We start from the raw sequence: 23,048 nt of genomic DNA on the forward strand, positions 1-23,048 counted from the left end.
ACCTATCTCGCGGTCGCCAAGGCCGTCCAGGCGCTGCAGTCCAAGCAGGTCAACCGGATCATCCTGAGCCGCCCCGCGGTCGAGGCCGGTGAGAAGCTGGGCTTCCTGCCCGGCACGCTGACCGAGAAGATCGACCCCTATCTGCGCCCGCTCTACGACGCGCTCCACGACATGATGGACCCCGAGCTGATCCCCAAGCTGATGACGAGCGGCACCATCGAGGTCGCCCCGCTCGCCTTCCTGCGAGGCCGATCGCTCAACGACTCCTTCATCATCCTCGACGAGGCGCAGAACACCACGCCCGAGCAGATGAAGATGTTCCTGACCCGCCTCGGCTTCGGCTCCAAGATCGTCGTCACCGGCGACGTGACCCAGACCGACCTCCCCAACGGCCAGAAGTCCGGCCTCAGGGTCGTCGAGGGCATCCTCGAGGACGTCAAGGACATCAGCTTCAACAACCTGACCAGCCACGACGTCGTACGCCACCGGCTGGTCGGCAAGATCGTGGCCGCCTACGACGACCACGAGGCCCAGGGCCAGGGTCGTGCGTCCGGAGAGAGTCGGTAGTGAGCGGGCGCCAGCGAGTGACCGTAGGCCTCAGGCCGCCGTTTCCGTATTCTTGGCTTTCTTCGACGGAGACGGCGGCATGAGCACCGAGATCATCAACGAGTCGGAGCAGGAGGTCGATGTCGAGCACGTCGTCAGGCTGGCTCGGTTCCTGCTCGAGCAGCTGCGGGTGCATCCGCAGGCCGACCTGCGGATCAAGTTCGGCGACGAGGGCACGATCACCGAGCTCAACGAGCGCTACTTCGATACCGAGGGCCCGACCGACGTGCTCTCCTTCCCCGGCGACGAGCTCCTCCCCGGACGCCTCGACGAGGAGCCGGAGGAGGGCGACCTGGGCGACATCATCATCGCCCCGACGATCGCCGCCAAGCAGGGCGAGGAGGCCGGTCACGGCACGGTCGCGGAGATCGACCTGCTGACCACCCACGGCGTCCTCCACCTGCTCGGCTATGACCATGTGGATCCCGAAGAGCACGCCGAGATGTTCGCCCTGCAGGCCAAGCTCCTGCGGGACTGGGGCTCCTCGGCCAAAGCACCCGACTAGGAGCATTCCCACCCACCATGGACGACGCCAGGCTGCTGATCGCAGCCGCTGTTCTGGTCCTCATCGCCGGCCTCTTCTCAGCCGCCGACGCAGCACTCAGCGCCTTCTCCCGCGCCCGCGCGGCCGAGCTGGTCTCCGAGGGCCGCGCCGGCGCCAAGCGCCTGGTCGCGGTGGTCGGCGACCCCACCCGCTACGTCAACACGGTGCTGCTGCTCAGGCTGCTGTGCGAGATCGGCGCGACCGTGCTGGCCGCGCTGTGGGCGTACGACACCTATCAGGGGAGCTGGTGGCCGACCGTGCTCACCACGACCGCGACGATGACGGTGGTCTCCTTCGTCGTCATCGGTGTCGCTCCCCGCACACTGGGCCGCCAGCACCACGAACGCATCGCCCTGGCGGTCGCCGGCCCGATCGGCATGATCACCGCGGTCCTGGGCCCGATCCCGAGCCTGCTGATCATGCTCGGCAACGCGCTCACCCCGGGTAAGGGCTTCCGCAAGGGGCCGTTCTCGACGGAGACCGAGCTGCGCGAGCTGGTCGACATCGCCGAGGCCTCCGACCTGATCGAGGCCGAGGAACGCCGGATGATCCACTCGGTCTTCGAGCTCGGCGACACCCGCGCCCGCGAGGTGATGGTGCCCCGCGGCGACATCGTCTTCCTGGAGCGTCGCAAGACGCTGCGCCAGGCCCTCTCGCTGTTCCTGCGCTCCGGCTACTCCCGGATGCCGGTGATCGACGACAGCCTCGACGACATCATCGGCATGGTCTACCTCAAGGACGTCGTCGCGCGTGACTTCGAGGCACCCGAGGTCGAGACCACCCAGCGGGTCGAGTCGCTGATGCGCAGGCCCACCTGGGTGCCCGACTCGAAGCCGGTCGACGAGCTGCTCGCCGAGATGCAGCAGCACCGTCAGCACATCGCCGTCGTCGTCGACGAGTACGGCGGCACCGCCGGCCTGATCACCATCGAGGACATCCTCGAGGAGATCGTCGGTGAGATCACCGATGAGTACGACGTCGAGGACCGCGAGCCACTCCACCTCGGCGACGACTCCTGGCGCGTCCCCTCCCGCTTCCTGGTCAGCGACCTCGAGGAGCTCGTCGGGTTCCCCGTCGAGGAGGACGACGTCGACTCCGTACGCGGCCTGATGGCCAAGCACCTCGGCCTGGTGCCGATCCCCGGCTCCGAGGTCGAGGCCCACGGGCTCTGGTTCGTGGCCGAGGAGTCCGCCGGGCGGCGGAACAAGATCGGTACCGTACGCGTCAGAGCCGCGGCCCGGGCCGGGGCCGATACCGAGGCCGACGACGTGGACGAGCAGAGCGAGAAGGCCGACAAGACCGAGAAGGCCGACAGGATGCTGGACAGAATGAGAGAGGCCCATGCCCGAGCAGAGTGAGCTGTCGACCGAGGACCGCAAGCTGGTGACCCTGGCCCGCGCGACGCGGGCCCGCACCGGAGCGGCCGACGGAGCAGCCGTACGCGACCTCGACGGCCGCACCTACGCCGGTGCCACCGTGGATCTGCCCTCGCTCCAGGTCTCCGCGATCGGTGTCTGCGTGGCGATGGCGGTCGCATCGGGGTCGAAGGGTCTCGAAGCGGTCGTGGTGCTGACCGACGCCGCCGAGGCCGACGCCGCGGACCTGGCAGCGGTCAAGGAGTTCGCGGGCGAAGGCGTCCCGGTCATCGTCGGCGACCCGCGCGGCAACCTCCGCTGACCCTGCGAAAGCCGGCCAAAGCTCAGCGAGCGGCCCGATGGCCACCGGTCCCGCTGGTCCCGCCGGTCCCGCCGGCCCCGGCCGAATCGGCGACGAGCGGCAGCGTGCCGAGCTCGATGGTGACGTGGATCCCGTCCTCGTCGCGATAGGCGGTCAGACCGTTCATCGTGGCCATGTCGACGCCCTTCTCACGCATGTGGACGACGATCTGGTCGATCGCCAGCGCGAGCCGGGCCTGCGAGACGGACTTGTTGCGCCACTTGACCTGGTTCTCGGTGAAGTAGGGCGTCGCCTTCTCGGCAAGCGTTGACACAGCGTCGCGATGGGCAGCACTGGACATGAAGACCCTCCAGGGTGCACGAGATGGGGGAGCCCGACGGGGACGAGTCGGGCTTGCGACTGTAAGCGAACTAGCCAAAAAATCGAAACCGGAAGTCCATCGTGCGAGTAAAGTGCGTCGAGTGACGGGTGAGACTGGTTGGGAACTACACAACGAGGCCGTCGAACGGCTGACGACCTCCTACGCCGCAATCCCCGACGGCGCTCCCGTCCGCCTCGCCAAACGCACCACCAACCTCTTCCGGGCCCGCGCCGCGACCACCGTCCCGGGTCTTGACGTCTCCGGTCTCGGCGGCGTGATCGAGGTCGACCCCGAGGCGGCCACCGCCGACGTACAGGGCATGTGCACCTACGAGGACCTCGTCGACGCCACCCTCGCCCACGGGATGATCCCGTACGTCGTCCCGCAGCTGCGCACGATCACGCTCGGCGGCGCGGTGACCGGGATGGGCATCGAGGCGACCAGCTTCCGCAGCGGCCTGCCCCACGAGTCGGTGCTGGAGATGGACATCCTCACCGGCTCGGGGGAGATCGTCACGGCGGCACCGAGCCCCGACAACGAGCACCGCGAGCTGTTCGAGACCTTCCCCAACTCCTATGGCTCCCTCGGCTATGCGACCCGGCTCAAGATCAAGCTGGAGAAGGTGCCGGGCTACGTCGCGCTGCGCCACATCCGCTTCGACGACCCCGGTCTGCTCGCGAAGACGATCGCGCAGATCACCGAGGCGAGGACGTACGACGGCGTCCAGGTCGACGGGATCGACGGTGTCGCCTTCGAGCCGGGGGAGTACTACCTGACGCTGGCGACCTGGACCGACACCGCTGCCGGCGCCACGCCTTCGGACTACGGCGGCCAGCAGATCTACTACCGCTCGATCCAGGAGCGCGCCGCGTCCGGGTCCGGGACCGACCTGCTGACGATCCGTGACTACCTGTGGCGCTGGGACACCGACTGGTTCTGGTGCTCGGGCGCCTTCGGCGCGCAGAACAAGTACGTACGCCGCCTGTGGCCGCGTCGGCTGCGGCGCTCCGACGTCTACATGAAGCTGATCGGGCTGGACCGCAGGCTCGGCATCGCCGACAAGCTCGACGCGCGCGCCGGACGCCCGTTGCGGGAGCGGGTCATCCAGGACATCGAGGTCCCCGTCGAGAACCTCCCGGCCTTCCTGGAGTGGTTCGACGCCGAGATCGGGATGCGGCCGGTGTGGCTGTGTCCGCTGGTCTCCCAGGGGATCGCCTCGACAGGCTCGACCACCGGGAGGGCGAAGTGGCCGACCTACCCGCTCGAGCCGGGCCGGACGTACGTCAATGTCGGCTTCTGGGGCACGGTCCACGTCGGCCCGGACGCGGTCGACGCCCCGAAGAACCGCGCGATCGAGGCCCGGGTCCACGACCTCGGCGGCCATAAATCGCTCTACTCAGAGGCGTTCTACGACAAGGATGTCTTCAACGCTCTCTATGACGGGGACAACCTCGCTGCCGTGAAGGCGAGGTATGACCCCGGTAATCGGTTGACGGATCTGTACAGCAAGGCGGTGAAGAGCCTGTGAACGACATTGCAGGGAACATCAACAACCTCTTCGACGGTGGGCTGCCAATCAGGCTCACCGCATACGACGGCAGTGTTGCCGGCGACACGGACTCCTCCATCGGGATGGAGATTCTCAACCCGCGCGGGCTGGCGTTCCTGCTGACCGCGCCGGGTGACCTCGGTCTGGCTCGGGCCTACGTCAGCGGTGACCTGGCCCTCCACGGCGTCCACCCGGGCGACCCTTATCCCTATCTGGCGGTGATGCTGGACAAGACCGACTTCGCCCGCCCGAGCCCTCGCGAGGCACTCGACCTCATCCGGGCGATGGGGGTGAAGAACTTCGTCCCGCCCAAGCTACCGCCCCAGGAGCACCTGCCCGCGTGGCGGCAGCGAGCCGAGAACGTACGCCACATCTCCGGCCGGGCGCTCGGCGCGCTGCCGTGGACGCGGCACTCACCCGAGCGCGACGCCGACGCCATCCACCACCACTACGACGTCTCCAACACCTTCTACGAGTACGTCCTCGGGTCCTCGATGACCTACACCTGTGCGCTCTACCCGAGCGATGACGCCACGCTCGAGGAAGCGCAGGAGGCCAAGTACGACCTGATCTGCCGCAAGCTCGGGCTGGAGCCGGGGATGCGGCTGCTCGACGTCGGCTGCGGCTGGGGCGGGATGGTGCGGCACGCGGCCAAGCACTACGGGGTGAAGGCGCTGGGGGTGACCCTGTCTCGCGAGCAGGCCAACTGGGCGCAGCGGGCGATCAAGGCAGACGAACTCGACGACGTTGCCGAGGTGCGATTCTCCGACTACCGCGACGTGGTCGAGGGGGACTTCGACGCGGTCAGCTCCATCGGGCTCACCGAGCACATCGGGGTGGCCAACTATCCGGCGTACTTCGGTTTCATCAAGTCCAAGCTGCGCGACGGCGGCCGGCTTCTCAACCACTGCATCACCCGTGCCGACAACGTCTCGCGGGCGAGCGCGGGGGCGTTCATCGACCGCTACGTCTTCCCTGACGGTGAGCTGATCGGCTCGGGCACCATCGTCTCCGCGGTGGAAAATGCCGGCCTCGAGGTGCAGCACCACGAGAACATCCGGGTGCACTACGCCAAGACGCTCACCGGGTGGAACAAGAACCTGGTCGACAACTGGGACGCGTGCGTCGACGAGGTCGGCCTGGGCACCGCGAAGGTCTGGGGCATGTACATGGCCGGCTCCCGGCTCGGCTTCGAGCGCAACAACATCCAGCTCCACCACGTGCTCGGCACCAAGACGGTCGACGGTCTCTCGGGTTACCCGCTGCGACACACCTTCTGAGGCGTTGAGTGGGCGAAAGTGGCGCCTCGGACTGCGGTCTGGCTGCCACTTTCGCCCACTCGCGGGGGACGTACATTCAGAATCTGGTGACATGCGGTCGATATCGGGGTTCGCTGTTCGTGGAGTGGGTGAAGTTCCTGTCCAGCGAAGGAGACAGTCATGGAGACCTACAACCTTGCCGAGATGTACGACGCGCCGCCGATGGCCTGGGAGGAGGTGACCGCGCGGCTCGATCGCGGGTTCAACCAGGGCCCGGGGTCGCAGGAGGGTGAGCCCGGGCGCTACACGACGTGGGTGAGCACGATCAACGCCGACGGTGGTCCGCACATGAACGCCGTCGGCGCGGTCTGGTTCGACGGCAGCTTCTACCTGGTCACCGGCCCGGGGACGCGGCGTGGCCGGAACCTGGCCCGCGACCCCCGCTGCGCGCTCTCGCTCTCGGTGCGTGAGTTCGACCTGGTCGTGGAGGGCCGCGTGACCCGGGTGCTCGGCGACGAGCTCGGGCGAGTGGCCGGGCACTACCACGACAACGAGGGCTGGCCTGCCGAGGTCGACGGGTCGGGTGAGGCCGTGACGGCGCCGTTCAACGCGCAGAGCGCGGGCCCGGCACCGTGGCACGTACATCGCATCGAGCTCACCTCTGCCCATGCGGTCGCGACGGTGGAGCCCTACGGCGCGACCCGCTGGAGGTTCTGAGATGACCGACCTGTTCGCAGGACTTCCGGTCACGGACCTGGCGCGAGCGGCCCGCTGGTACGAGGCGCTGCTCGCGGGCCCGCCGGCCTTCTACCCCAACGACGCCGAGGCCGTCTTCGAGGTCGCCGAGCACGGTTACGTCTACGTCGAGGTGAGACCGGAGCTCGCCGGTCGCGGCTTCGTCACCCTCTTCGTCGACGACCTGGACGCCCGCCTCGCCGCGATCGCCGAGCGCGGTCTGCGGCCGGAGTCGGAGGAGACGTACGAGAACGGGGTCCGCAAGGTCCACTTCCGTGACCCGGACGGCAACGAGGTCGGGCTGGGCGGTGGTCCGGGCGGGAGCAGCGAGGCTGACGCTGCTCCCGCCTGATCAGGCCGGGACCGCGAGACCGTGCTCTTTGGCGTACGCGCGTCGACAGGACGCCGCGCAGAAACCCACGGTCTCCCCATCGTGCTCGAGCGTGATGGCGTCGCGCCCGAGGGTGACCTGCATGCCGCACATCGGGTCGATGACGACGCCGTCAGGGAGGACGACCTCGCCCGCGCGGTGTCTCGCACGGAACTCCTCGGTCATCCAGCTCGTGAGCTCGTCTGCCGTCGCCGGTCGGCCGTTGAGCCCGATGCTGCCGTCCGCGATCCCGACCAGATTGATCCAGAGGTGCCCGCCCGGCCTGCTCCAGCCGTGGTCGCGGTCGAGCCTGCGTACGCCGGCACGGATCGCGCCGGACAAGGGTCGAGACATCTCCTCGCGCCATGCCTCGGGAACGGTGGCGGTGACGACCAGCGGCGGCGGGGCCGGCGGACTCCACGCCCCGTCCCCGGTCGTCCACCCGGCGAGCTCCCGGAAGGCGATGTGGGTCGTCGCCCGGCCTCGAGCCATCGTCTCCTCGGGCGCGCCGGCGCTCTCGTTGAGGAGCCCGGTCACGGCCTTCGTCAGCGTCGCGCGGTCGCCGTCGGTCAGAGCGTCGGCGGGAGCGGCGATCTCGATCAGGAACACGTCAGGCCTCCTCGTGGTGGGCATCGGGATCGAAGCCGTCGGGGGCGCGATCGATGAACGCGGTGATCGCGGCGATCCGCCCGGACCCGTCCAGATCGAGGACATCCGTACCCTCGGCGAACGAGCCCGCCTCCGTGCGGATCTCCCAGCGCACCCGGACGTGCCCGTGGTGCGACTCGGGCTCGGCGCGGGCCACGAACGTGAAGTCACCGACGCCCTCGGCGAACGGGTGGGTGAAGTCGATCAGCGGCTCCAGGCCGGTGGACTCGCCGATCGGGGTGGAACGAGCGACGTCCGGGGTGAACAGGGTGGCGCCGAGGGTGCGCTGCCCGTCGGCGGAGAGGTTCCAGAACGAGACGTACGCCTCGGCGGTCGCGGCAGGTGAGATGGGTGTCGTTTCAGTGGTCATGGCCACGACGATCCGCTTCCGGGCGGGCCCTGTCGATTACCTCTCGGGTAGTTGCCGGGCCGCGCTGAGCCCGGCAGCCTGGGTGCATGACAACGGCCCAGCTGAGCGTCGGAGAGCTGCTTCGTGACTGGCGCGAGCGGCGCCGTCGCTCGCAGCTCGAGGTGGCGATCGCGGCCGAGGTCTCGGCTCGTCATCTCAGCTTCATCGAGACGGGCCGATCGGGTCCGAGCCGGACGATGATCGAGCGGCTCTGCGAGGAGCTCGAGGTTCCGCTGCGCGAGCGCAACCGGCTCTATCTCGCGGCGGGGTTCGCGCCCGTCTATCAGGAGCGACCGCTCGACGACCTCGGGGTCGCCAGGTCTGCCGTCGAGGCGGTGCTCACCGGCCACGAGCCCTATCCGGCCTGTGCGGTCGACGTCCGCTGGGACGTGGTCGCGACCAACCGGCCCATGGAGCTCTTCCTGGCTCCGCTGCCCGACGCGTTGTGTCAGCCGCGGCTCAACATGCTCAGAGCGACGCTGCATCCCGACGGTCTGGCGGCGCAGGTGCGCAACTATGCCCAGTGGCGAGCTCACGTCGTACGCCGCGTCCGTCGCCAGCTCGACCGCACCGCGGCCGCGGGGCTGGCCGATCTTCTCGACGAGGTGGAGGGCTATCCGGTTCCGGCCAGCGCCGACGTGGAGGCTCCGGTGGTCACGGCGAACGACGGTACGTTGCCGGTGCTGCCGCTGTTGCTGCGTACGAGCCTCGGCGACCTGTCCTTCCTCTACGTCCTCTCCGTGATCGGCGCCGCTCGTGACGTGACGATCGACGAGATCGCCGTGGAGGCGATGTTCCCGGCCGACGAAGCGACCCGGGAGGTCCTGCTCGCCATCGCCCGGGAGTGAAAGCGCCGCTGATGCAGGCGGGCCGCGTCTGCGCGGATAACCTTGAGGCGATGAGTGTCAAGGCCCAGCAGTACGCCGCGGAGGTGCTGCGGCGCGAGCAGATCACGCCCCACCTCGTCCGTCTGGTGCTCGGCGGTCCCGGGCTGGCCGGGTTCGAGTCGACCGGGATCCCGGACGAGTGGGTCGGGCTGATCGTGCCGGGGCAGTTCCAGTCGCGCTACTACACCGTGCGGTCGTGGGTTCCGTCCGATTCCGGGGCAGGCGAGCTGACCCTCGACGTCGTCGTCCACGACGTCGGCCTGGTCACCGAGTGGGCCACGCGGACCGACCCGGTGGGGCAGACGGTCACGATCACCGAGCCCAAGGGCTCCTACGCCGCCCCCGACGACGCGCAGTGGCTGCTGCTGGTCGGCGACCTGACCGCGATGCCGGCGATGGCGCGGATCACCGAGACCACTTCGCTGCCGACGCGGATCTGGGCAGAGGTGCCCGAGGACGTACCCGGCTATCTTCCCGACACCGCCGACGTCACCTGGTCCGCGCCGCCCTCGGAGACCTCCTCCGACCTGGCGGCGGCCGTGGAGACGATCGAGTGGCCCGCGGGCGACGGCTACTTCTGGATGGCGGGGGAGTCGAGCCAGATGCGGGCGATCCGCAAGCACCTGATGCGCGAGCGGAAGCTCGACTCGCCTGCGTACCACGTCATGGGCTACTGGCGCGGAGGCGGCCAGAAGCGGCAGCCGCGGGCGGTCGACCCAGGACCGGTGTGGCGAGAGGGCAAGGCCCAGGGGCTCACCGACGAGCAGATCTGGCAGCGGTACGACGAGCAAGTCCACGAACAAGCACAGGAGCAACAGTGACCGAGCCAAGCCCGGCGCCGCCAGCACCAGAATTTCGGAGCGGCTTCGTGTCGTTCGTCGGACGCCCCAACGCGGGCAAGTCGACCCTGACCAACGCGCTGGTCGGCACCAAGGTGGCGATCACCTCCGACAAGCCGCAGACGACCCGCACCGTGGTCCGGGGCATCGTCCACCGCGCCGACGGCCAGCTGATCCTGGTCGACACCCCGGGCATCCACCGGCCGCGTACGCTGCTCGGCGAGCGGCTCAACGACCTGGTCGAGGCCACCTGGACCGAGGTCGACGTGGTCGCGATCTGCTTCCCGTGCAACGAGAAGATCGGCCCCGGTGACCGCCGGATCGCGGAGAACGCGAACAAGCTCAAGAAGGGCATCAAGCGGGTCGCGGTCGCCACCAAGACCGACCTCGCCACCCCCGAGCAGATCGGCGAGCACCTGATGTCGATCCAGGAGCTCGGGGTCGAGCTGGGCATCGAGTGGGCCGAGATCGTGCCGGTCTCCAGCGTCGGCGGCGACCAGGTCGACCTCCTCGGCGACCTGCTGATCAAGCTCCTCCCGGAGGGCCCGCCGCTCTACCCGGACGGTGAGCTCACCGACTCTCCCGAGGAGATCATCGTCGCCGAGCTGATCCGCGAGGCAGCCCTCGAGGGCGTACGCGACGAGCTCCCGCACTCCATCGCCGTCGTCGTCGAGGAGATGCGTCTGCGTGAGGATCGGCCGGAGGACAGGCCGCTCATGGAGGTCAACGCCTTCTTGTACGTCGAGCGCGACTCCCAGAAGGGGATCGTGATCGGTCACAAGGGCTCGCGCCTGAAGGACGTCGGGCGCCGGGCCCGGCTACAGATCGCCGAGCTGTTGGGCATGCCGGTCTACCTGGACCTGCGCGTCAAGATCGCCAAGGACTGGCAGCGCGACCCGCGGCAGCTGCGCAAGCTGGGCTTCTGAAGTACTGCCGAGTCGGCTCGTTATCAGGCCGGGGCCCAGCAGATCCCGTACGACTGCCCGCCCTGCCACTGCTGGGCACTGGGGAACTCCCAGGACCACTCGTACTTGAGCGGGTCGTCGGCGACCTCGGCGGCAGCGGCCTTGCAGTCCTCGGCGCCGGCGCTGTTCACCTTCGACTCGCCGGGATACTTCCCCGAGCCGAGGTCGATGACCGACAGCGCCCGCCAGGAGTGCTTCAGCGAGCACGGCACCCGCTTGAACGAGTCGGACTTCGGCGACGCGGTGCCACACATCCGGAACGGCTCGGCGGTCTCGGAGTCGCCCAGGACACCCTTCATGTTGCCCTTCAGCGTCATCAGCGCCTTGGGGCCGGCGATGCCGATGACGTCGCAGCGGAACCAGTTCGCGCCCGCCTCGGACTCCTTGATCGTCGGGGTGAACCAGACCGGGCGCAGCATCGAGAGCCGCAGGTCGTCGGCGTTCCCGCCGAGATACTTCGTCACCTTGTTGGGGCACGAGGCCGCGACCTGGGCCGCGACCTGCTCGGAGTCGACCGCGACGAGGTGGCCGTCGACGACGTTCTTCAGCCGCCCCACGGCGTACGTCTGGGTGGTGTGCTTGCCCTTGCAGCTCACCGCGGTGCCGCCGGCGGTCGGGGCCAGGGCCTCGTCGTAGCTGACGTTGTAGCAGGCGCCTTCCTTGGGGGTGGGCGCCGGCGAGGCGGAGGCGGAGGGAGGCGCGGAGGAGGATGGCGCCGCTTTCGGCTCCTCACCCCCGCAGCCGGAGAGGGCCATGGCCCCCACGATGGCAAGGGCCCCAGCTCCCCACAGCTTGTGTCGCATGCTCACTCCTCGGTCACCGCCCAGCAGACCGCCCAGCGGTTGCCGGCGTTCCACTCCTTCTCTCCAAACCATGTGTACCCGTATTCGAAGCTTTCCGGGTAACCCATCCAGGCGTTCACCGAGCCGCGGCAGTACTGAGAGGCCTTCTTCTTGGACCCCGAGGCACCCAGATACTTGTCCTTGGGCTCGCCCAGCTTGATGGTCGTCACCGCGCGCATCTGGTGCGGGTCGGAGCAGGGCACCTTCGGCGAGGTCACCGTCTTGCCCTGTGCGCACACCATCCAGCGGTCCTCGACGTCCTCGACCTTCTTGACCTTGAGGAGGTTGCGGGTGGTGGTCGGCAGGTCGACGTACTCGGCACCCTGCTGGCCACCGCCGACCACGTCGCAGCGGATCCAGCGCGCGCCCTCGTCCCAGGCCTTCTCGGAGGGCCCGAAGTAGACGTGCGAGAGCATCGAGCGCATCAGCAGGCTCTGGTCGGAGCCGACATACTTCTCCAGCAGCTTGCGGCACTGGCTGAAGGCCCACTCGTTGACCTTCTCGTCGCCGTACTCCGCGTCCTTGAACTCGTCAGGCAGCGGCCCGGCGCCGAAGGTCTCGGCGTTGTGCGGCTCGTCGCACGGGACGTACTTGTCGAAGTTGTAGGCCTCGGCGACGTCGTCGTGGCTGAGGTTGCGGCACTTGCCGACCTCGGGCAGCCCGGTCGCGTCGACCTGGCTCGGGTCCTCACCCTTGGCAGCCGCCCGGTCACCGCCGCACCCGCTCAGCGCGAGGGCAGCGAGCAGCGCGATCAGGAGAGCTACGGACGTCGTACGCCGGGGGGAATGGCCGATCACGGTGGTCGACTCTACTTGTGGGGGTATCAACCCGCCGAAATCAGCGCCGCGACGGTGGCGCCCAGCTCGTAGGCCGCGTCCACATGGGAATCCTCCACGTCCCCCAGGACGTCGAGGATGTCGTACGCCTGGGACCAGCCGAGCGCGCCGACGATCGACTGCACCGAGCGGATCGCGCCGGTGGTGTCGTAGCGGCCGTGGACGTAGAGGCCGTAGGGACGTTTGGTGGTGGCGCCGGCAGACTCGCCGGCTCCACCGGAGGGGTCGAGCGCGCCGCCCACCGCCAGGAACGTCGAGTCGAAGAAGTGCTTGAGGGCGCCCGACATGTAGCCGAAGTTGGCGCTGGTGCCGAGCACGTAGCCGTCGGCGGCGAGGACGTCCTCGGCCGTGGCCTCCAGCGCGGGACGTACGACGACCTCGACGCCCTCGATCTCGGGATCCTTGGCGCCGGAGACGACCGCGTCGGTCAGCCGCCGCAGGGACCGGGTCGGGGAGTGGTGGACGACGAGCAGTTGGGGCATCGGCGTCAGTCTGCCAGTTCTGTTCTGTTATTGTTACCTAGTCATGATGCGCAGCCTCCTCCTTAGCTGCCGCAGCGGGGTCTGAGCGAGCCGGACTCCCTCGCTGCGGAGGTTTGACGTGCGCCGGCACTCGCTCCCATCTGATGAGGATTCCGCATGACCAACCTGAGCAACTCCAGCAACCAGCAGAAGCCGTCGGGGATGCCGTACGAGCGCTATCGCGCGTTTGTGCCCGTCGACGTACCCGACCGAACCTGGCCCGCCAAGAAGATCACCAAGGCTCCGCGGTGGCTCTCCACCGACCTGCGTGACGGCAACCAGGCCCTGATCGACCCGATGACGCCGGCCCGCAAGCTGCGGATGTTCGAGCTGCTGGTCTCGATGGGCTACAAGGAGATCGAGGTCGGCTTCCCGTCGGCCTCCCAGACCGACTTCGAGTTCGTGCGCAAGCTGATCGAGGAGGACCGGATCCCCGATGACGTACAGATCTCGGTCCTGACCCAGGCGCGCGAGGACCTCATCTCCCGCACCGCCGAGTCGATCGCGGGTGCCCCGCGCGCCTCGATCCACCTCTACAACGCCACCGCCGAGCTGTTCCGCCGGGTCGTGTTCAACGTGACCCCGGCCGAGTGCATCGGGATCGCCGTGCGCGGCACCGAGATGGTGATGAAGTACGCCGAGGAGTACGTCCCGGAGCTGATCGGCACCGAGCACTTCGGCTACCAGTACAGCCCGGAGATCTTCACCCAGACCGACACCGACTACGCGCTCGAGATCTGTGAGCGGGTCTCGGACGTGTGGCAGCCGGAGGCCGGTCGCGAGATCATCCTCAACCTGCCCGCCACGGTCGAGATGTCCACCCCGAACACCTACGCCGACCAGATCGAGTACTTCGGCCGCGGTCTGACCCGTCGTGAGCACTCCGCCATCTCGCTCCACCCGCACAACGACCGCGGCACCGCGGTCGCGGCCACCGAGCTCGCCCTGATGGCCGGCGCCGACCGCGTCGAGGGCTGCCTCTTCGGCCACGGCGAGCGCACCGGCAACGTCGACCTGGTCACCCTGGGCATGAACCTCTTCTCCCAGGGCATCGACCCGCAGATCGACTTCACGGTGGGCGGCGGCATCGACGAGATCCGCCGCACGGTCGAGTACGTCACCAACATCAACGTCCACCCGCGCCACCCCTACGCCGGCGACCTGGTCTACACCGCCTTCTCCGGCTCTCACCAGGACGCCATCAAGAAGGGTCTGGAGGACCTCGACCGGGTCGCCGCCGACGCCGGGAAGGCGACCAGCGAGATCCCGTGGGAGGCGCCCTACCTGCCCATCGACCCCAAGGACGTCGGCCGCACCTACGAGGCCGTCATCCGGGTCAACAGCCAGTCCGGCAAGGGCGGGGTCTCCTACCTGCTCAAGACCGAGCACTCGCTGGACCTGCCGCGTCGTGCGCAGATCGAGTTCAGCCGGGCCGTGCAGGCCCGCACCGACGACGAGGGCGGCGAGGTCAGCCCCGAGGAGATCTGGTCGATCTTCTCGACGGAGTACCTCGAGCGCGAGGAGCCGTACGCTCTGGAGAGCTACTCCTCGGTCACCGACACCGAGGGTGGCGACGAGCAGCAGGTCACCCTCCGCGTACGCGGCGAGGAGCGCACCTACAAGGGTGTCGGCAACGGCCCGGTGGCCGCGTTCGTCGACGCGCTCAAGGACGCCGGCGCCGAGATCCGCGTCCTCGACTACGCCGAGCACGCTCTCTCGGCCGGTGGCGACGCCTCCGCGGCCGCGTACGTCGAGTGTGAGGTCGCCGGTGAGATCGTGTGGGGCATCGGCATCCACGAGAACATCGTCACCGCGTCGCTGCGTGCCGTGGTCTGCGCGGCCAACCGCGCCCAGGCAGTGACGATCCCGCGCGGCTGAATCGCTCCGCCGCCGGAGGGGTGTTGCCCCTCCGACGGCGGCGTTCGCTCAGCCCGATCACCAGGCCGACCGCGACCACCGCTGTGCCCAGCCAGACCATCGGGCCCGGCACGGACCCGTGGAGAGGTACGCCGAGGGCGGCCGCGGTCACTGGGACGACGCCGGTCAGCAGCCCGGCGCGTCCGGAACCAAGGCGCTTGACCGCGGTGAACCAGAGCAGGAACGCGAGCGTGGTGACGACCACGGCCAGGTGGAGGGCGGCCAGCAGGTCGACGGTGTCGAGCGTGGTCACGGCGGCCGGTCCCTCGCAGAGGATGCCGATAACGGCCATCCCGACGGTCGCCATCCAGACCGAGTGGAACGAGACCCCGAAGGCGCCCAGGCGGGGGAGGACGGGGATGGCCAGGAGCGTGAAGCCCGCCTCGCAGACCAGCACCAGGAGCGCGTAGCCGACACCGGCGGCATCGGTCCTTCCGAAGCCTTCGACCAGGACCGCTCCCGTGGTCACCACCATCGCGCCGATGATGATGCTGCGGGCCGGGAGGGTGCGGGTCGCGATCGCCGGGACCACGGCGAGCAGCATCGGGACCGCTGCCACCGCTACGCCGATCACCGCCGGCTCCGCATGGGCGACACCGCGGACGACGCCGATGTTGAAGAGCACCAGGCCCGAGGTCGCCACCCCGGCCAGCCAGAGCCACTCGCGGCCGTGCGGCAGCGGGACCCGCCAGCCGGTGACGCGCGCGACCGCGAGCAGGAGCAGGGCGGCGAGGGCGTACCGGACCGCCTGAAGGGTGAAGAGCGGGGCGTCGGTGATCGCGGCCGAGACCGCCACGCTGCTGCCCACGCAGGCCATCCCGGTCGCGGCGAACACGATACCGAGCAGGGTGCCGCCGTGGCGCGAGGCTCCGACTGGGGGGTCGGCGGTCTCGGGGCGGGCGAGGAGCTCACTGGTCATGGGCACGAGCCTGTCGCGAACTTGGTCCTCAGGACAGATCCAAACAAGGCATGGCAGAGTGGACCAAGTGACCGGCGCGGACTTCCTCCAGCTCGACCCCGCAGACGTGCCCGCCGGCGGGCTGGCTACCTGGCTCACCAACGCCCTGCGCGACGCCGTCGCTGACGGTCGTCTCGCCGTCAGGTCCCGGGTGCCGGCGTCTCGCACCCTCGCCACCCAGCTCGGGGTCTCACGCGGGGTGGTCGTCGAGGCGTACCAGCGGCTCACCGACGAGGGGCTGCTCTCGGCCCGCAGCGGCGGCGGGACCCGGGTGAGCGCGGTCCCCGGAGCCGTACGCCGCCTGGGCGCTGCCACCAGGCTGCCGACGCCCGAGCTGGACCTCTCCCCGGGCGTACCGGACCTGTCGGCCTTCCCTCGGGCCGCGTGGGCCAAGGCATCGCGCGAGGTGCTCGCCGAGATCGGCAGCGCGGACCTCGGCTACGGCGACCCGCGCGGGGTGCCGGCGCTCCGGGAGGCGCTCGCGGTCTGGCTGGGGCGCACTCGCGGCATCACCGTCGAACCCGACGAGATCCTGGTGATCAACGGCGTAGCCCAGGGGCTCGTGCTCCTGACCCGCTGGCTGGAGGAGCGGGGCAGGACCACGATCGGCTTCGAGGAGCCGGGTTCCTACGGCGCCCGGGTGCACCTGCAGCGGTGGGGCATGACCACGGTCCCGGTGCCGGTCGACGGCGAGGGCCTGGACGTGGCCGAGCTCGACGCCAGCGGGGTCGACACCGTCGTGGCCACCCCGGCGCACCAGTTCCCGACCGGCGTGGTGCTCTCCCCGCAGCGGCGGCGGGCGTTGGTCGAGTGGGTCCGGGCAGCGCCGCACCGGCTGGTGGTCGAGGACGACTACGACGCCGAGCACCGCTACGACCGACCGCCAGTCGCCGCGGTGAAGGTGCTCGCTCCCGACCAGGTCGTCCATCTCGGCAGCGTGTCCAAGACGCTCGCGCCGGCGATGCGGATCGGCTGGCTGGTCGCCCCGGCCGGCATGCAGGAGGAGCTGGTCGAGGCTCGCTACTGGCTCGACCTGGCCGGCCCGGCGCTGCCCCAGATCACGTTGGCGCGGATGCTGACCTCGGGTGCCTTCGAGCGGCACCTGAGGCTCGTCCGGGGACGCCACCGAGCCAGGCGCGACGCTCTGCTCGAGGCGCTCGCCGAGCATCTGCCGGGCGCCCGGGTCGAAGGCGTCGCGGCCGGGTTGCACGTCCTGGCGACGCTCCCCGAAGGGGTCGACGACGCCGCCGTCGCGACGACAGCGCTGGAGGCGGGCATCGCCGTCCACCCGTTGAGCCGCCACCGCCAGGGAGATGGTCCGCCGGGCCTGGTGATCGGCTATGCGGCCACGACGCCCGACCGGCTCCGTGAGGCGGTCAGACGGCTGGGTCCGCTGGTGCCACGGACCCCTTAGGAGTCGTACTTCGCGCAGAGACCGAGCCGGTTTCCGGCCACCCAAGCCGCGTTCGAGGGAGCCTTGTACCTCGTCGCCTCCGTCGGACACCCCGAGACGCCCTGGAGGTTGGTCTCGCTCGTGTTCGGGTAGGCGTCGCCGGTCATCTCGAAGGTGTCGACGACCACGTAGTCGTGCGTCGTCCCGCAGCGTACGAACCGGTCGATGGTGCTGTCGATGCACCCGCGCAGGGCGAGGGGGAACTCCGAGGGGAAGGGGTCCTCGGGCATCTCGACCATCGGTGCCCGCTGGACCGCGACCGCGATGTCGCAGCGCAGGTAGCGGTCGCCGTCGTTCCAGGTCGCCTCGGCCGGCCAGTACCAGCCGACGATGTAGGCGGTCTTGGCCAGCTGCTCCGCCGTCACCCCGAGACCGGTCTCGAGCCGTCCGTAGCAGGCCTTCCCGGCGGCCACGTTGTCGTTGTAGGTCTTGACGTCGGAGGCGACGTGGAAGGTGTAGAGGGTGTGGTCTGCGCTGCACTCGACCGGCGCGGACTCGTCGACGTACTCGTTGGCCGCGGCGTAGTCGAGATTGCGGCACTCGCCGGCTTCGGGGACGTGAGCCCCGCCGTTGCCCAGGAAGAAGACCAGTCCGCCGACGAGTCCGATGACCAGGACCGCGGCGATCGCGCCACCGACCAGGAGCCCGGTGCGCTTCTTCTTCGCCGGTTGGTGCTGCCCGATGCCGGTCGGCACCGTCGTGGGCTGGTCGAACGGAGATCCTGGCGAGCTTGTCGGTGGCCGGCTGGGTGGCCCACTGGGCGGTCCGCTGGGCGGTCCGCTGGGCGGTCCGCTGGGCCGTCCGCTGGGCGGTCCAGGAGTGCGGGCGGCCGACTTCTGCCAGGGGGAGCCCGACGGGGCTGGTGGTGGAGGCTGCGCCGTCGCGGTGGACGTGGCGCCGCCCCGGACCGCACCACGGAGCCCTTCGGCGAAGGAGCGGGCATCGGGCCAGCGGTCATCGGCCCGGGGCTCCAGCGCGTGGGCGATGGCCCGGCTGACCGAGGCCGGCACGGGACGTACGGAGCCTGCCTCGGGCACTCGCGAGGTGAGGCCGAGAGCGGGCGCGGGGGAGCGGCCGGCGAGCAGGGCCCAGGCGACGGCGCCGAGGGCACGTACGTCGGCGCGATGGTCGATCGGCAGCTCCGGGTCGAGCTGCTCGGGCGCCATGTAGGACGGGGTGCCGATGTCGCGGGTGACCTCGTTGAGCGAGTCGAGCGAGCGGGCCACACCGAGGTCGGCGATCATCACCCGGCGAGCGCCGGCGGTGCCGCCGGAGGTCTCGGAGGTGAGCAGCAGGTTGGCGGGCTTGATGTCGCGATGGATCACCCCGCGGGCCTTCAGCGCCATCAGCCCGTCGGCGGCCTGGGCGATGACGTCGGCGACCTCACCGACGTCGAGGCCGCCCGGAGAGCCGCCGAGCAGGTCGGCGACCGAGCCGCCGTCGGCGTACGCCATCACGAAGAAGGGGATGCCGCCGCTCGTCTGGCCGATGTCGTAGACACGTACGACATGGGGTGAGTCGACCGAGCGAAGCAGCCGCGCCTCCTGGAGGAACCGCTTGTGGATCTCCGGGTTGGAGACCCAGCCGGGGGAGAGCGCCTTGACCGCGACATGGGAGTCGAGGTCGGGGTCGTAGTAGAGCCAGACGGACGCGAACGCACCGGCGCCGATGTGGCGGACCTGCTGCAGGCGACCGAGGTTGATCGGAAGCGTCGGGCTCATCGCTCCATTCCCCGAGAGCCTTGCCGGTGAGTCATGCCCGAATCATGCCCTGAAACCGGTCCGCAGTGCCTCGATGACACCTGGTTGAGCGGGTTTCGCAAAGAAATCGAGACCTATTTCCCGAACCGCTCCTGATCCCTCTTGACCGCGGCGTACGCCTCGGTCCCGATGTTGCCCCGCAGCTCCTTGGCCGACTCGCGGATGGCGTCGGAGATGATCTCGTGGACCCGCGGGTCGGCCAGGCCCTCGTCGACGAGGCGCAGCACCGTGTCGGCGACCAGACGGACGATGTCGTCGTGGAACGGCAGGTATCTCAGCTTCCCCGCGGCCTGGTCCTGGCGGATGAGATCGATGATGAGCGTGTCGATCTCGGCGCGGTTCTCCTCGATCGCCGAGGAGATGTGCCGGGTGTAGTTGCCGGTCTGGATCACCGCGATCACCTCGTCGAGCACGGCGACGGTGATCGGCTTGCGGATGGCGTTGACGATGGCGCCGGAGAACCTGCCCACGACGTACGCCGAGATGCGGTCGCCGAAGGCACGGTCGGCGGCACGCATCAGCCGCAGGATGATGACCACCACCCGCAGCAGCCGGAAGGCGCGGAAGGCCGGGTCCGAGAGCGGGATCATGCCGAGGATCTCGTACCAGTAGAGCGCCAGGAACTTCCAGCCCAGACCGGACCTGCGCCAACGGAGGCAGAACTCGACGAAGAAGATCCCGCAGATCACGTAGTCGGCGATGATCACCCGGTCTTCCCAGGCCTTGGGCACGTCCCAGAAGGTGATCCAGACCAGCAGCGCGACCGAGACGATCGCGAGCGCCAGCATCAGCCAGTCGACGACCGTGACCGGCGGTGTCGGCGCGGCGCCCGGCTTGCGGTCGTCGTGTCGGCCGTCGATGCCGCGGTCTGTTCCGGCTGTGCTCATGCCGGACACGTTAGGAGACCGGGTGGGCGAAGGCGATCACCCACACGCGTCGTTGCCGTCATGTGGGTCTGTCGCTGCCCAGGATGTCGGTGCGGCGCGGCAGAATGGGTCCGTGCCCCTCTACCGCGACGAAGCCATCGTGCTCCGCACCCACAAGCTCGGTGAGGCCGACCGCATCATCACCATGCTCACCCGCGAGCACGGACGGGTGCGTGCGGTGGCGAAGGGCGTGCGGCGTACGACCTCGCGGTGGGGGTCGCGGCTGGAGCCGTTCACCCACGTCGACCTGCAGTTCGCCGAGGGGCGCAGCCTCGACACGATCACCCAGGCCGAGACGCTGACCCTCTTCCACAGCGGGATCGGGCTCGACTACGACCGCTACACCGCCGGAACCGCGATGCTCGAGACCGCCGACCGGCTGGTCCACGAGGAGCGTGAGCCGGCGCCGCAGCAGTATCTGCTGCTCGTCGGCGGGCTGCGGGTGCTCGCGCAGGGCGACCGGCTGCCCCGGCACGTGCTCGACTCCTATCTGCTCCGCTCGCTCGCGGTCGCCGGCTACGCGCCGAGCTTCGAGGCGTGCGCGCGGTGCGGGCTGGAGGGGCCGCACCGGTGGTTCAACGTCTCCATGGGTGGTGCGCTGTGCACGACCTGCCGGGTGCCGGGATCTGCGACTCCGTCGCCCGAGACGCTGGCCCACCTCGGTGCGCTGCTCGCAGGTGACTGGGATAGCGTCGGCCGCGCCGAGGAGCGGACCAGCAGGCAGGCGAGCGGGCTCGTCGCTGCGTACCTCTCCTGGCATCTGGACCGCAGTCTGCGGTCGCTCGAGTACGTCGAGAGCTGAGGAGCGCATGGCCCACTCCCACTCCCACGGCGGGCACGACGCCGAGGTCGAGGTCGAGGCCATGCCGCGGATGGTCCTGACCGTCTCGCTGGTGCTCGTCGCGGTCATCACGCTTGCCGGTGTGGTGGCGTGGTGGCCCGACCGCTCCGCGGTCGAGAGGCTGCAGGGGTCGCAGGAGTTCGTCGCCGACGGGGTCGTCTTCGAGACGGCCGAGGTGACCTCCGTCTCCGAGCCCTGCGCCGCGGACGGACAGACTGACGGGCGGGCTGAGGGCTGCAACACAGCCGGGGCCAAGCTCACCAGCGGACCGGACACCGGCACCGAGGTGGCGGTCGAGATCTCGACCCCGATGGCTCGTTCGGGGCTGGAGACCGGTGACGAGGTCGAGCTCTCCCGCACCGAGAAGGAGGGCGAGGCGGCGTACGCCTTCTTCGACGTCGAGCGCGGCCCACCGTTGGCTCTCCTGGTCGGCCTCTTCGTGGTCTGTGTCGTCGCGGTCGCGCGGATGCGTGGGCTGATGGCCGTGCTCGGACTGGGGTTCGCGGGCGCGGTGGTGTGGCTGTTCCTGCTGCCCGCGCTGCTCTCCGGTGAGCCCGCGGCGTGGGTCGCGCTGGTCTCCTCGGTGCTGATCCTCTATGTGGTGCTCTATACGACCCACGGGTTCTCGGTGCGTACGTCGGTCGCGCTCGCCGGCACCCTGGCCGGGGTCGCGGTGACCGCGCTGATCGGCACCTTCGCGATCGGCGCGAGCCGGCTGAGCGGCCTGGGCTCGGAGAGCGGTCAGACGCTGTCCTCCCTGGACGCCGAGCTCGACCTGCAGAGCCTGCTCGTCGCCGCGGTGATCATCGCCGGTCTCGGCGCGCTCAACGACGTCACCATCACCCAGGCGTCCGCGGTGTGGGAGCTGCGCGCCGCCGGACCCTCGACCTCGCGATGGGACATCTTCCGCGGCGCGATGAGGATCGGCCGCGACCACGTCGCCTCGACGATCTACACCATCGTGTTCGCCTACGTCGGTGCCGCGCTGACGCTGCTGCTGGTGATCCAGCTCTACGACCGCGACTTCCTCTCGCTGGTGACGACCGAGCAGATGGCCGGCGAGATCGTCGCCACGATGGCGGCAGGCATCGGGGTCGTGCTGGCGATGCCGATCACCACGGTCATCGGCGCGCTGACCCTGCCCGGTCCCGCTCGGCCGCCCGAGGAGATGGAGTACGACGCACCCAGGCGGCCGATGGTCCCGCCCAGGTCGCAGCCGCCCGGTGCGTACCCGCCGTCTAGGGTTGGACCTCGTGAACAAGCCGGTCCGTATCCCAACACCCCACCCGTCCGGGGCTACCCCACCCCGGGTCCCCAAGGACCTCGTCCCGGAGCACGTGGCGATCATCATGGACGGCAACGGCCGATGGGCCAAGGAACGTGGCCTCCCCCGGACCAAGGGCCACGAGGCAGGTGAGTCCTCGCTCTTCGACGTCGTCGAGGGAGCCATCGAGATCGGCGTGAAGGCCATCTCGGCCTACGCGTTCTCGACCGAGAACTGGTCGCGCTCGCCCGACGAGGTGAAGTTCCTGATGGGCTTCAACCGCGACGTCATCCGCCGTCGCCGCGACGAGATGAACGAGCTCGGGGTCCGGGTGCGCTGGGCCGGTCGCGCGCCGAAGCTGTGGAAGTCCGTCATCAACGAGCTCAAGATCGCCGAGGAGATGACGAAGGACAACACCGTCTGCACGCTGACGATGTGCGTCAACTACGGCGGTCGTGCCGAGCTCACCGACGCAGTTCGTCGGATGGGGGAGGACGTACGTTCCGGGAAGCTGCGCCCGGAGAAGATCACCGAGAAGACCTTCGAGCGCTATCTCTACGTCCCCGACCTTCCCGACGCCGACCTCATCTGGCGCACCTCCGGCGAGCAGCGACTGTCCAACTACATGCTCTGGCAGGCCGCCTACTCCGAGTTCGTCTTCACCGACGTCCTCTGGCCCGACGTCGACCGCCGCCACCTCTGGCACGCCGTCGAGACGTACGCGTCCCGGGACCGCCGCTACGGCGGCGCCCTCCCCAACCCCCTCTGACCCCCTCCCGCCGAGGCGTCACTTCTGCAGGCCGAGGCGTCACTTCTGCAGGTCGAGATCTGCGTAAGTGACCTCTCGACCTGCAGAGCTGACGCTTCGGCCTGCAGACCTG

General features: G+C 69.4%; 24 protein-coding genes and 1 pseudogene. 16 read left to right on the forward strand and 9 right to left on the reverse strand.

Annotation, left to right across the window (positions count from 1 at the left end; all coding sequences use genetic code 11):
* From ACRDPS_RS22025 to ACRDPS_RS22040, 4 genes are all read left to right on the forward strand, one after another.
* A partial coding sequence (locus ACRDPS_RS22025; RefSeq protein ID WP_431503804.1) for a PhoH family protein occupies positions 1–567 on the forward strand: 567 nt, incomplete at its 5' end.
* Between the two features lie 79 nt (positions 568–646).
* Positions 647–1,111, forward strand: a complete 465-nt coding sequence (gene ybeY, locus ACRDPS_RS22030; RefSeq protein ID WP_431503805.1) for an rRNA maturation RNase YbeY — start codon at positions 647–649, stop codon at positions 1,109–1,111.
* Positions 1,112–1,128: 17 nt separating this feature from the next.
* A complete protein-coding gene (locus ACRDPS_RS22035; protein ID WP_431503806.1) occupies positions 1,129–2,508 on the forward strand; it encodes a hemolysin family protein in 1,380 nt (459 codons plus the stop codon).
* Positions 2,492–2,827 carry a cytidine deaminase gene (locus tag ACRDPS_RS22040; protein ID WP_431503807.1) on the forward strand — a complete coding sequence of 112 codons (336 nt, stop codon included), beginning with the start codon at positions 2,492–2,494 and terminating at the stop codon, positions 2,825–2,827. Before ACRDPS_RS22035 ends, ACRDPS_RS22040 begins: the two co-directional genes overlap by 17 nt.
* 22 nt (positions 2,828–2,849) lie before the next feature.
* Here the strand turns inward: ACRDPS_RS22040 and ACRDPS_RS22045 are convergent, their stop codons facing one another.
* Positions 2,850–3,140: a hypothetical protein gene (locus tag ACRDPS_RS22045; RefSeq protein ID WP_431503808.1), complete on the reverse strand. Its 291-nt coding sequence runs from the start codon at positions 3,138–3,140 to the stop codon at positions 2,850–2,852.
* Positions 3,141–3,288: 148 nt separating this feature from the next.
* Between ACRDPS_RS22045 and ACRDPS_RS22050 the strand changes: the two genes are divergently transcribed.
* The 4 genes from ACRDPS_RS22050 to ACRDPS_RS22065 all read left to right on the forward strand — a co-directional run bounded on the left by ACRDPS_RS22050 (position 3,289) and on the right by ACRDPS_RS22065 (position 7,083).
* Positions 3,289–4,716 (forward strand): FAD-binding oxidoreductase, encoded by a 1,428-nt coding sequence (locus tag ACRDPS_RS22050; RefSeq protein ID WP_431503809.1) that lies wholly within the window; start codon positions 3,289–3,291, stop codon positions 4,714–4,716.
* Positions 4,713–6,017 (forward strand): class I SAM-dependent methyltransferase, encoded by a 1,305-nt coding sequence (locus ACRDPS_RS22055; protein WP_431503810.1) that lies wholly within the window; start codon positions 4,713–4,715, stop codon positions 6,015–6,017. The genes ACRDPS_RS22050 and ACRDPS_RS22055 overlap by 4 nt, the downstream gene beginning before the upstream one ends.
* Before the next feature lie 159 nt (positions 6,018–6,176).
* Positions 6,177–6,713 carry a pyridoxamine 5'-phosphate oxidase family protein gene (locus ACRDPS_RS22060; protein WP_431503811.1) on the forward strand — a complete coding sequence of 179 codons (537 nt, stop codon included), beginning with the start codon at positions 6,177–6,179 and terminating at the stop codon, positions 6,711–6,713.
* A 1-nt stretch (position 6,714) separates the two neighbouring features.
* Entirely contained in the window at positions 6,715–7,083 is a 369-nt protein-coding gene (locus ACRDPS_RS22065) for a VOC family protein (protein ID WP_431503812.1), read from the forward strand.
* Here ACRDPS_RS22065 and ACRDPS_RS22070 read toward each other — a convergent pair whose 3' ends face one another.
* Positions 7,084–7,710, reverse strand: coding sequence for a hypothetical protein (locus tag ACRDPS_RS22070; protein ID WP_431503813.1), 627 nt, complete (start codon positions 7,708–7,710; stop codon positions 7,084–7,086). It abuts the gene before it with no gap.
* Position 7,711: 1 nt separating this feature from the next.
* Entirely contained in the window at positions 7,712–8,119 is a 408-nt protein-coding gene (locus tag ACRDPS_RS22075; RefSeq protein WP_431503814.1) for an isomerase, read from the reverse strand.
* A gap of 86 nt (positions 8,120–8,205) precedes the next feature.
* Here ACRDPS_RS22075 and ACRDPS_RS22080 point away from each other — a divergent pair, with 86 nt between their 5' ends.
* Genes ACRDPS_RS22080 through era form a run of 3 tightly spaced genes read left to right on the forward strand, consistent with a single transcriptional unit; the run spans position 8,206 to position 10,810 of the window.
* Complete coding sequence (locus ACRDPS_RS22080; RefSeq protein ID WP_431503815.1) at positions 8,206–9,006, forward strand: helix-turn-helix domain-containing protein; 801 nt, start codon at positions 8,206–8,208, stop codon at positions 9,004–9,006.
* Between the two features lie 50 nt (positions 9,007–9,056).
* Positions 9,057–9,866, forward strand: coding sequence for a siderophore-interacting protein (locus ACRDPS_RS22085; RefSeq protein WP_431503816.1), 810 nt, complete (start codon positions 9,057–9,059; stop codon positions 9,864–9,866).
* Positions 9,863–10,810, forward strand: a complete 948-nt coding sequence (gene era, locus ACRDPS_RS22090) for a GTPase Era (RefSeq protein ID WP_431503817.1) — start codon at positions 9,863–9,865, stop codon at positions 10,808–10,810. Before ACRDPS_RS22085 ends, era begins: the two co-directional genes overlap by 4 nt.
* Before the next feature lie 23 nt (positions 10,811–10,833).
* On the opposite strand, the gene ACRDPS_RS22095 is transcribed toward era, so the two are convergent.
* From ACRDPS_RS22095 to ACRDPS_RS22105, 3 genes are read right to left on the reverse strand one after another with little or no spacing between them, the layout of a single operon-like run.
* Complete coding sequence (locus ACRDPS_RS22095; RefSeq protein WP_431503818.1) at positions 10,834–11,652, reverse strand: septum formation family protein; 819 nt, start codon at positions 11,650–11,652, stop codon at positions 10,834–10,836.
* A gap of 2 nt (positions 11,653–11,654) precedes the next feature.
* On the reverse strand, positions 11,655–12,488 hold the full coding sequence (locus ACRDPS_RS22100; RefSeq protein ID WP_431503819.1) for a septum formation family protein: 834 nt from the start codon (positions 12,486–12,488) through the stop codon (positions 11,655–11,657).
* Positions 12,489–12,514: 26 nt separating this feature from the next.
* Positions 12,515–13,009, reverse strand: a complete 495-nt coding sequence (locus ACRDPS_RS22105; protein ID WP_431503820.1) for a flavodoxin family protein — start codon at positions 13,007–13,009, stop codon at positions 12,515–12,517.
* 156 nt (positions 13,010–13,165) lie between these two features.
* Between ACRDPS_RS22105 and leuA the strand changes: the two genes are divergently transcribed.
* A complete protein-coding gene (gene leuA, locus ACRDPS_RS22110; protein ID WP_431503821.1) occupies positions 13,166–14,926 on the forward strand; it encodes a 2-isopropylmalate synthase in 1,761 nt (586 codons plus the stop codon).
* Here leuA and ACRDPS_RS22115 read toward each other — a convergent pair.
* The gene (locus ACRDPS_RS22115) at positions 14,856–15,884 is read right to left on the reverse strand and encodes a DMT family transporter (RefSeq protein WP_431503822.1); all 1,029 of its coding nucleotides are present in this window, start codon (positions 15,882–15,884) and stop codon (positions 14,856–14,858) included. The genes leuA and ACRDPS_RS22115 overlap by 71 nt on opposite strands.
* 67 nt (positions 15,885–15,951) lie before the next feature.
* Between ACRDPS_RS22115 and ACRDPS_RS22120 the strand changes: the two genes are divergently transcribed.
* Entirely contained in the window at positions 15,952–17,337 is a 1,386-nt protein-coding gene (locus tag ACRDPS_RS22120; protein WP_431503823.1) for a PLP-dependent aminotransferase family protein, read from the forward strand.
* Here ACRDPS_RS22120 and ACRDPS_RS22125 read toward each other — a convergent pair.
* Positions 17,334–19,097 (reverse strand): protein kinase domain-containing protein, encoded by a 1,764-nt coding sequence (locus ACRDPS_RS22125; RefSeq protein ID WP_431503824.1) that lies wholly within the window; start codon positions 19,095–19,097, stop codon positions 17,334–17,336. The genes ACRDPS_RS22120 and ACRDPS_RS22125 overlap by 4 nt on opposite strands.
* Positions 19,098–19,210: 113 nt before the next feature.
* Positions 19,211–20,023, reverse strand: coding sequence for an ion transporter (locus ACRDPS_RS22130; protein ID WP_431503825.1), 813 nt, complete (start codon positions 20,021–20,023; stop codon positions 19,211–19,213).
* A 112-nt stretch (positions 20,024–20,135) separates the two neighbouring features.
* Here ACRDPS_RS22130 and recO point away from each other — a divergent pair, with 112 nt between their 5' ends.
* The 3 genes and pseudogenes from recO (at position 20,136) to ACRDPS_RS22145 (ending at position 22,936) form a co-directional block, all read left to right on the forward strand.
* A complete protein-coding gene (recO, locus tag ACRDPS_RS22135; RefSeq protein ID WP_431503826.1) occupies positions 20,136–20,864 on the forward strand; it encodes a DNA repair protein RecO in 729 nt (242 codons plus the stop codon).
* 349 nt (positions 20,865–21,213) lie between these two features.
* Positions 21,214–22,023, forward strand: a pseudogene (locus ACRDPS_RS22140) (YibE/F family protein); the annotation flags it as partial.
* Between the two features lie 124 nt (positions 22,024–22,147).
* Entirely contained in the window at positions 22,148–22,936 is a 789-nt protein-coding gene (locus ACRDPS_RS22145) for an isoprenyl transferase (protein WP_431503827.1), read from the forward strand.
* The last annotated feature ends 112 nt before the right edge of the window (positions 22,937–23,048 follow it).

The sequence above is a fragment of the Nocardioides sp. genome (assembly GCF_050699375.1).
Lineage (GTDB): Bacteria > Actinomycetota > Actinomycetes > Propionibacteriales > Nocardioidaceae > Nocardioides.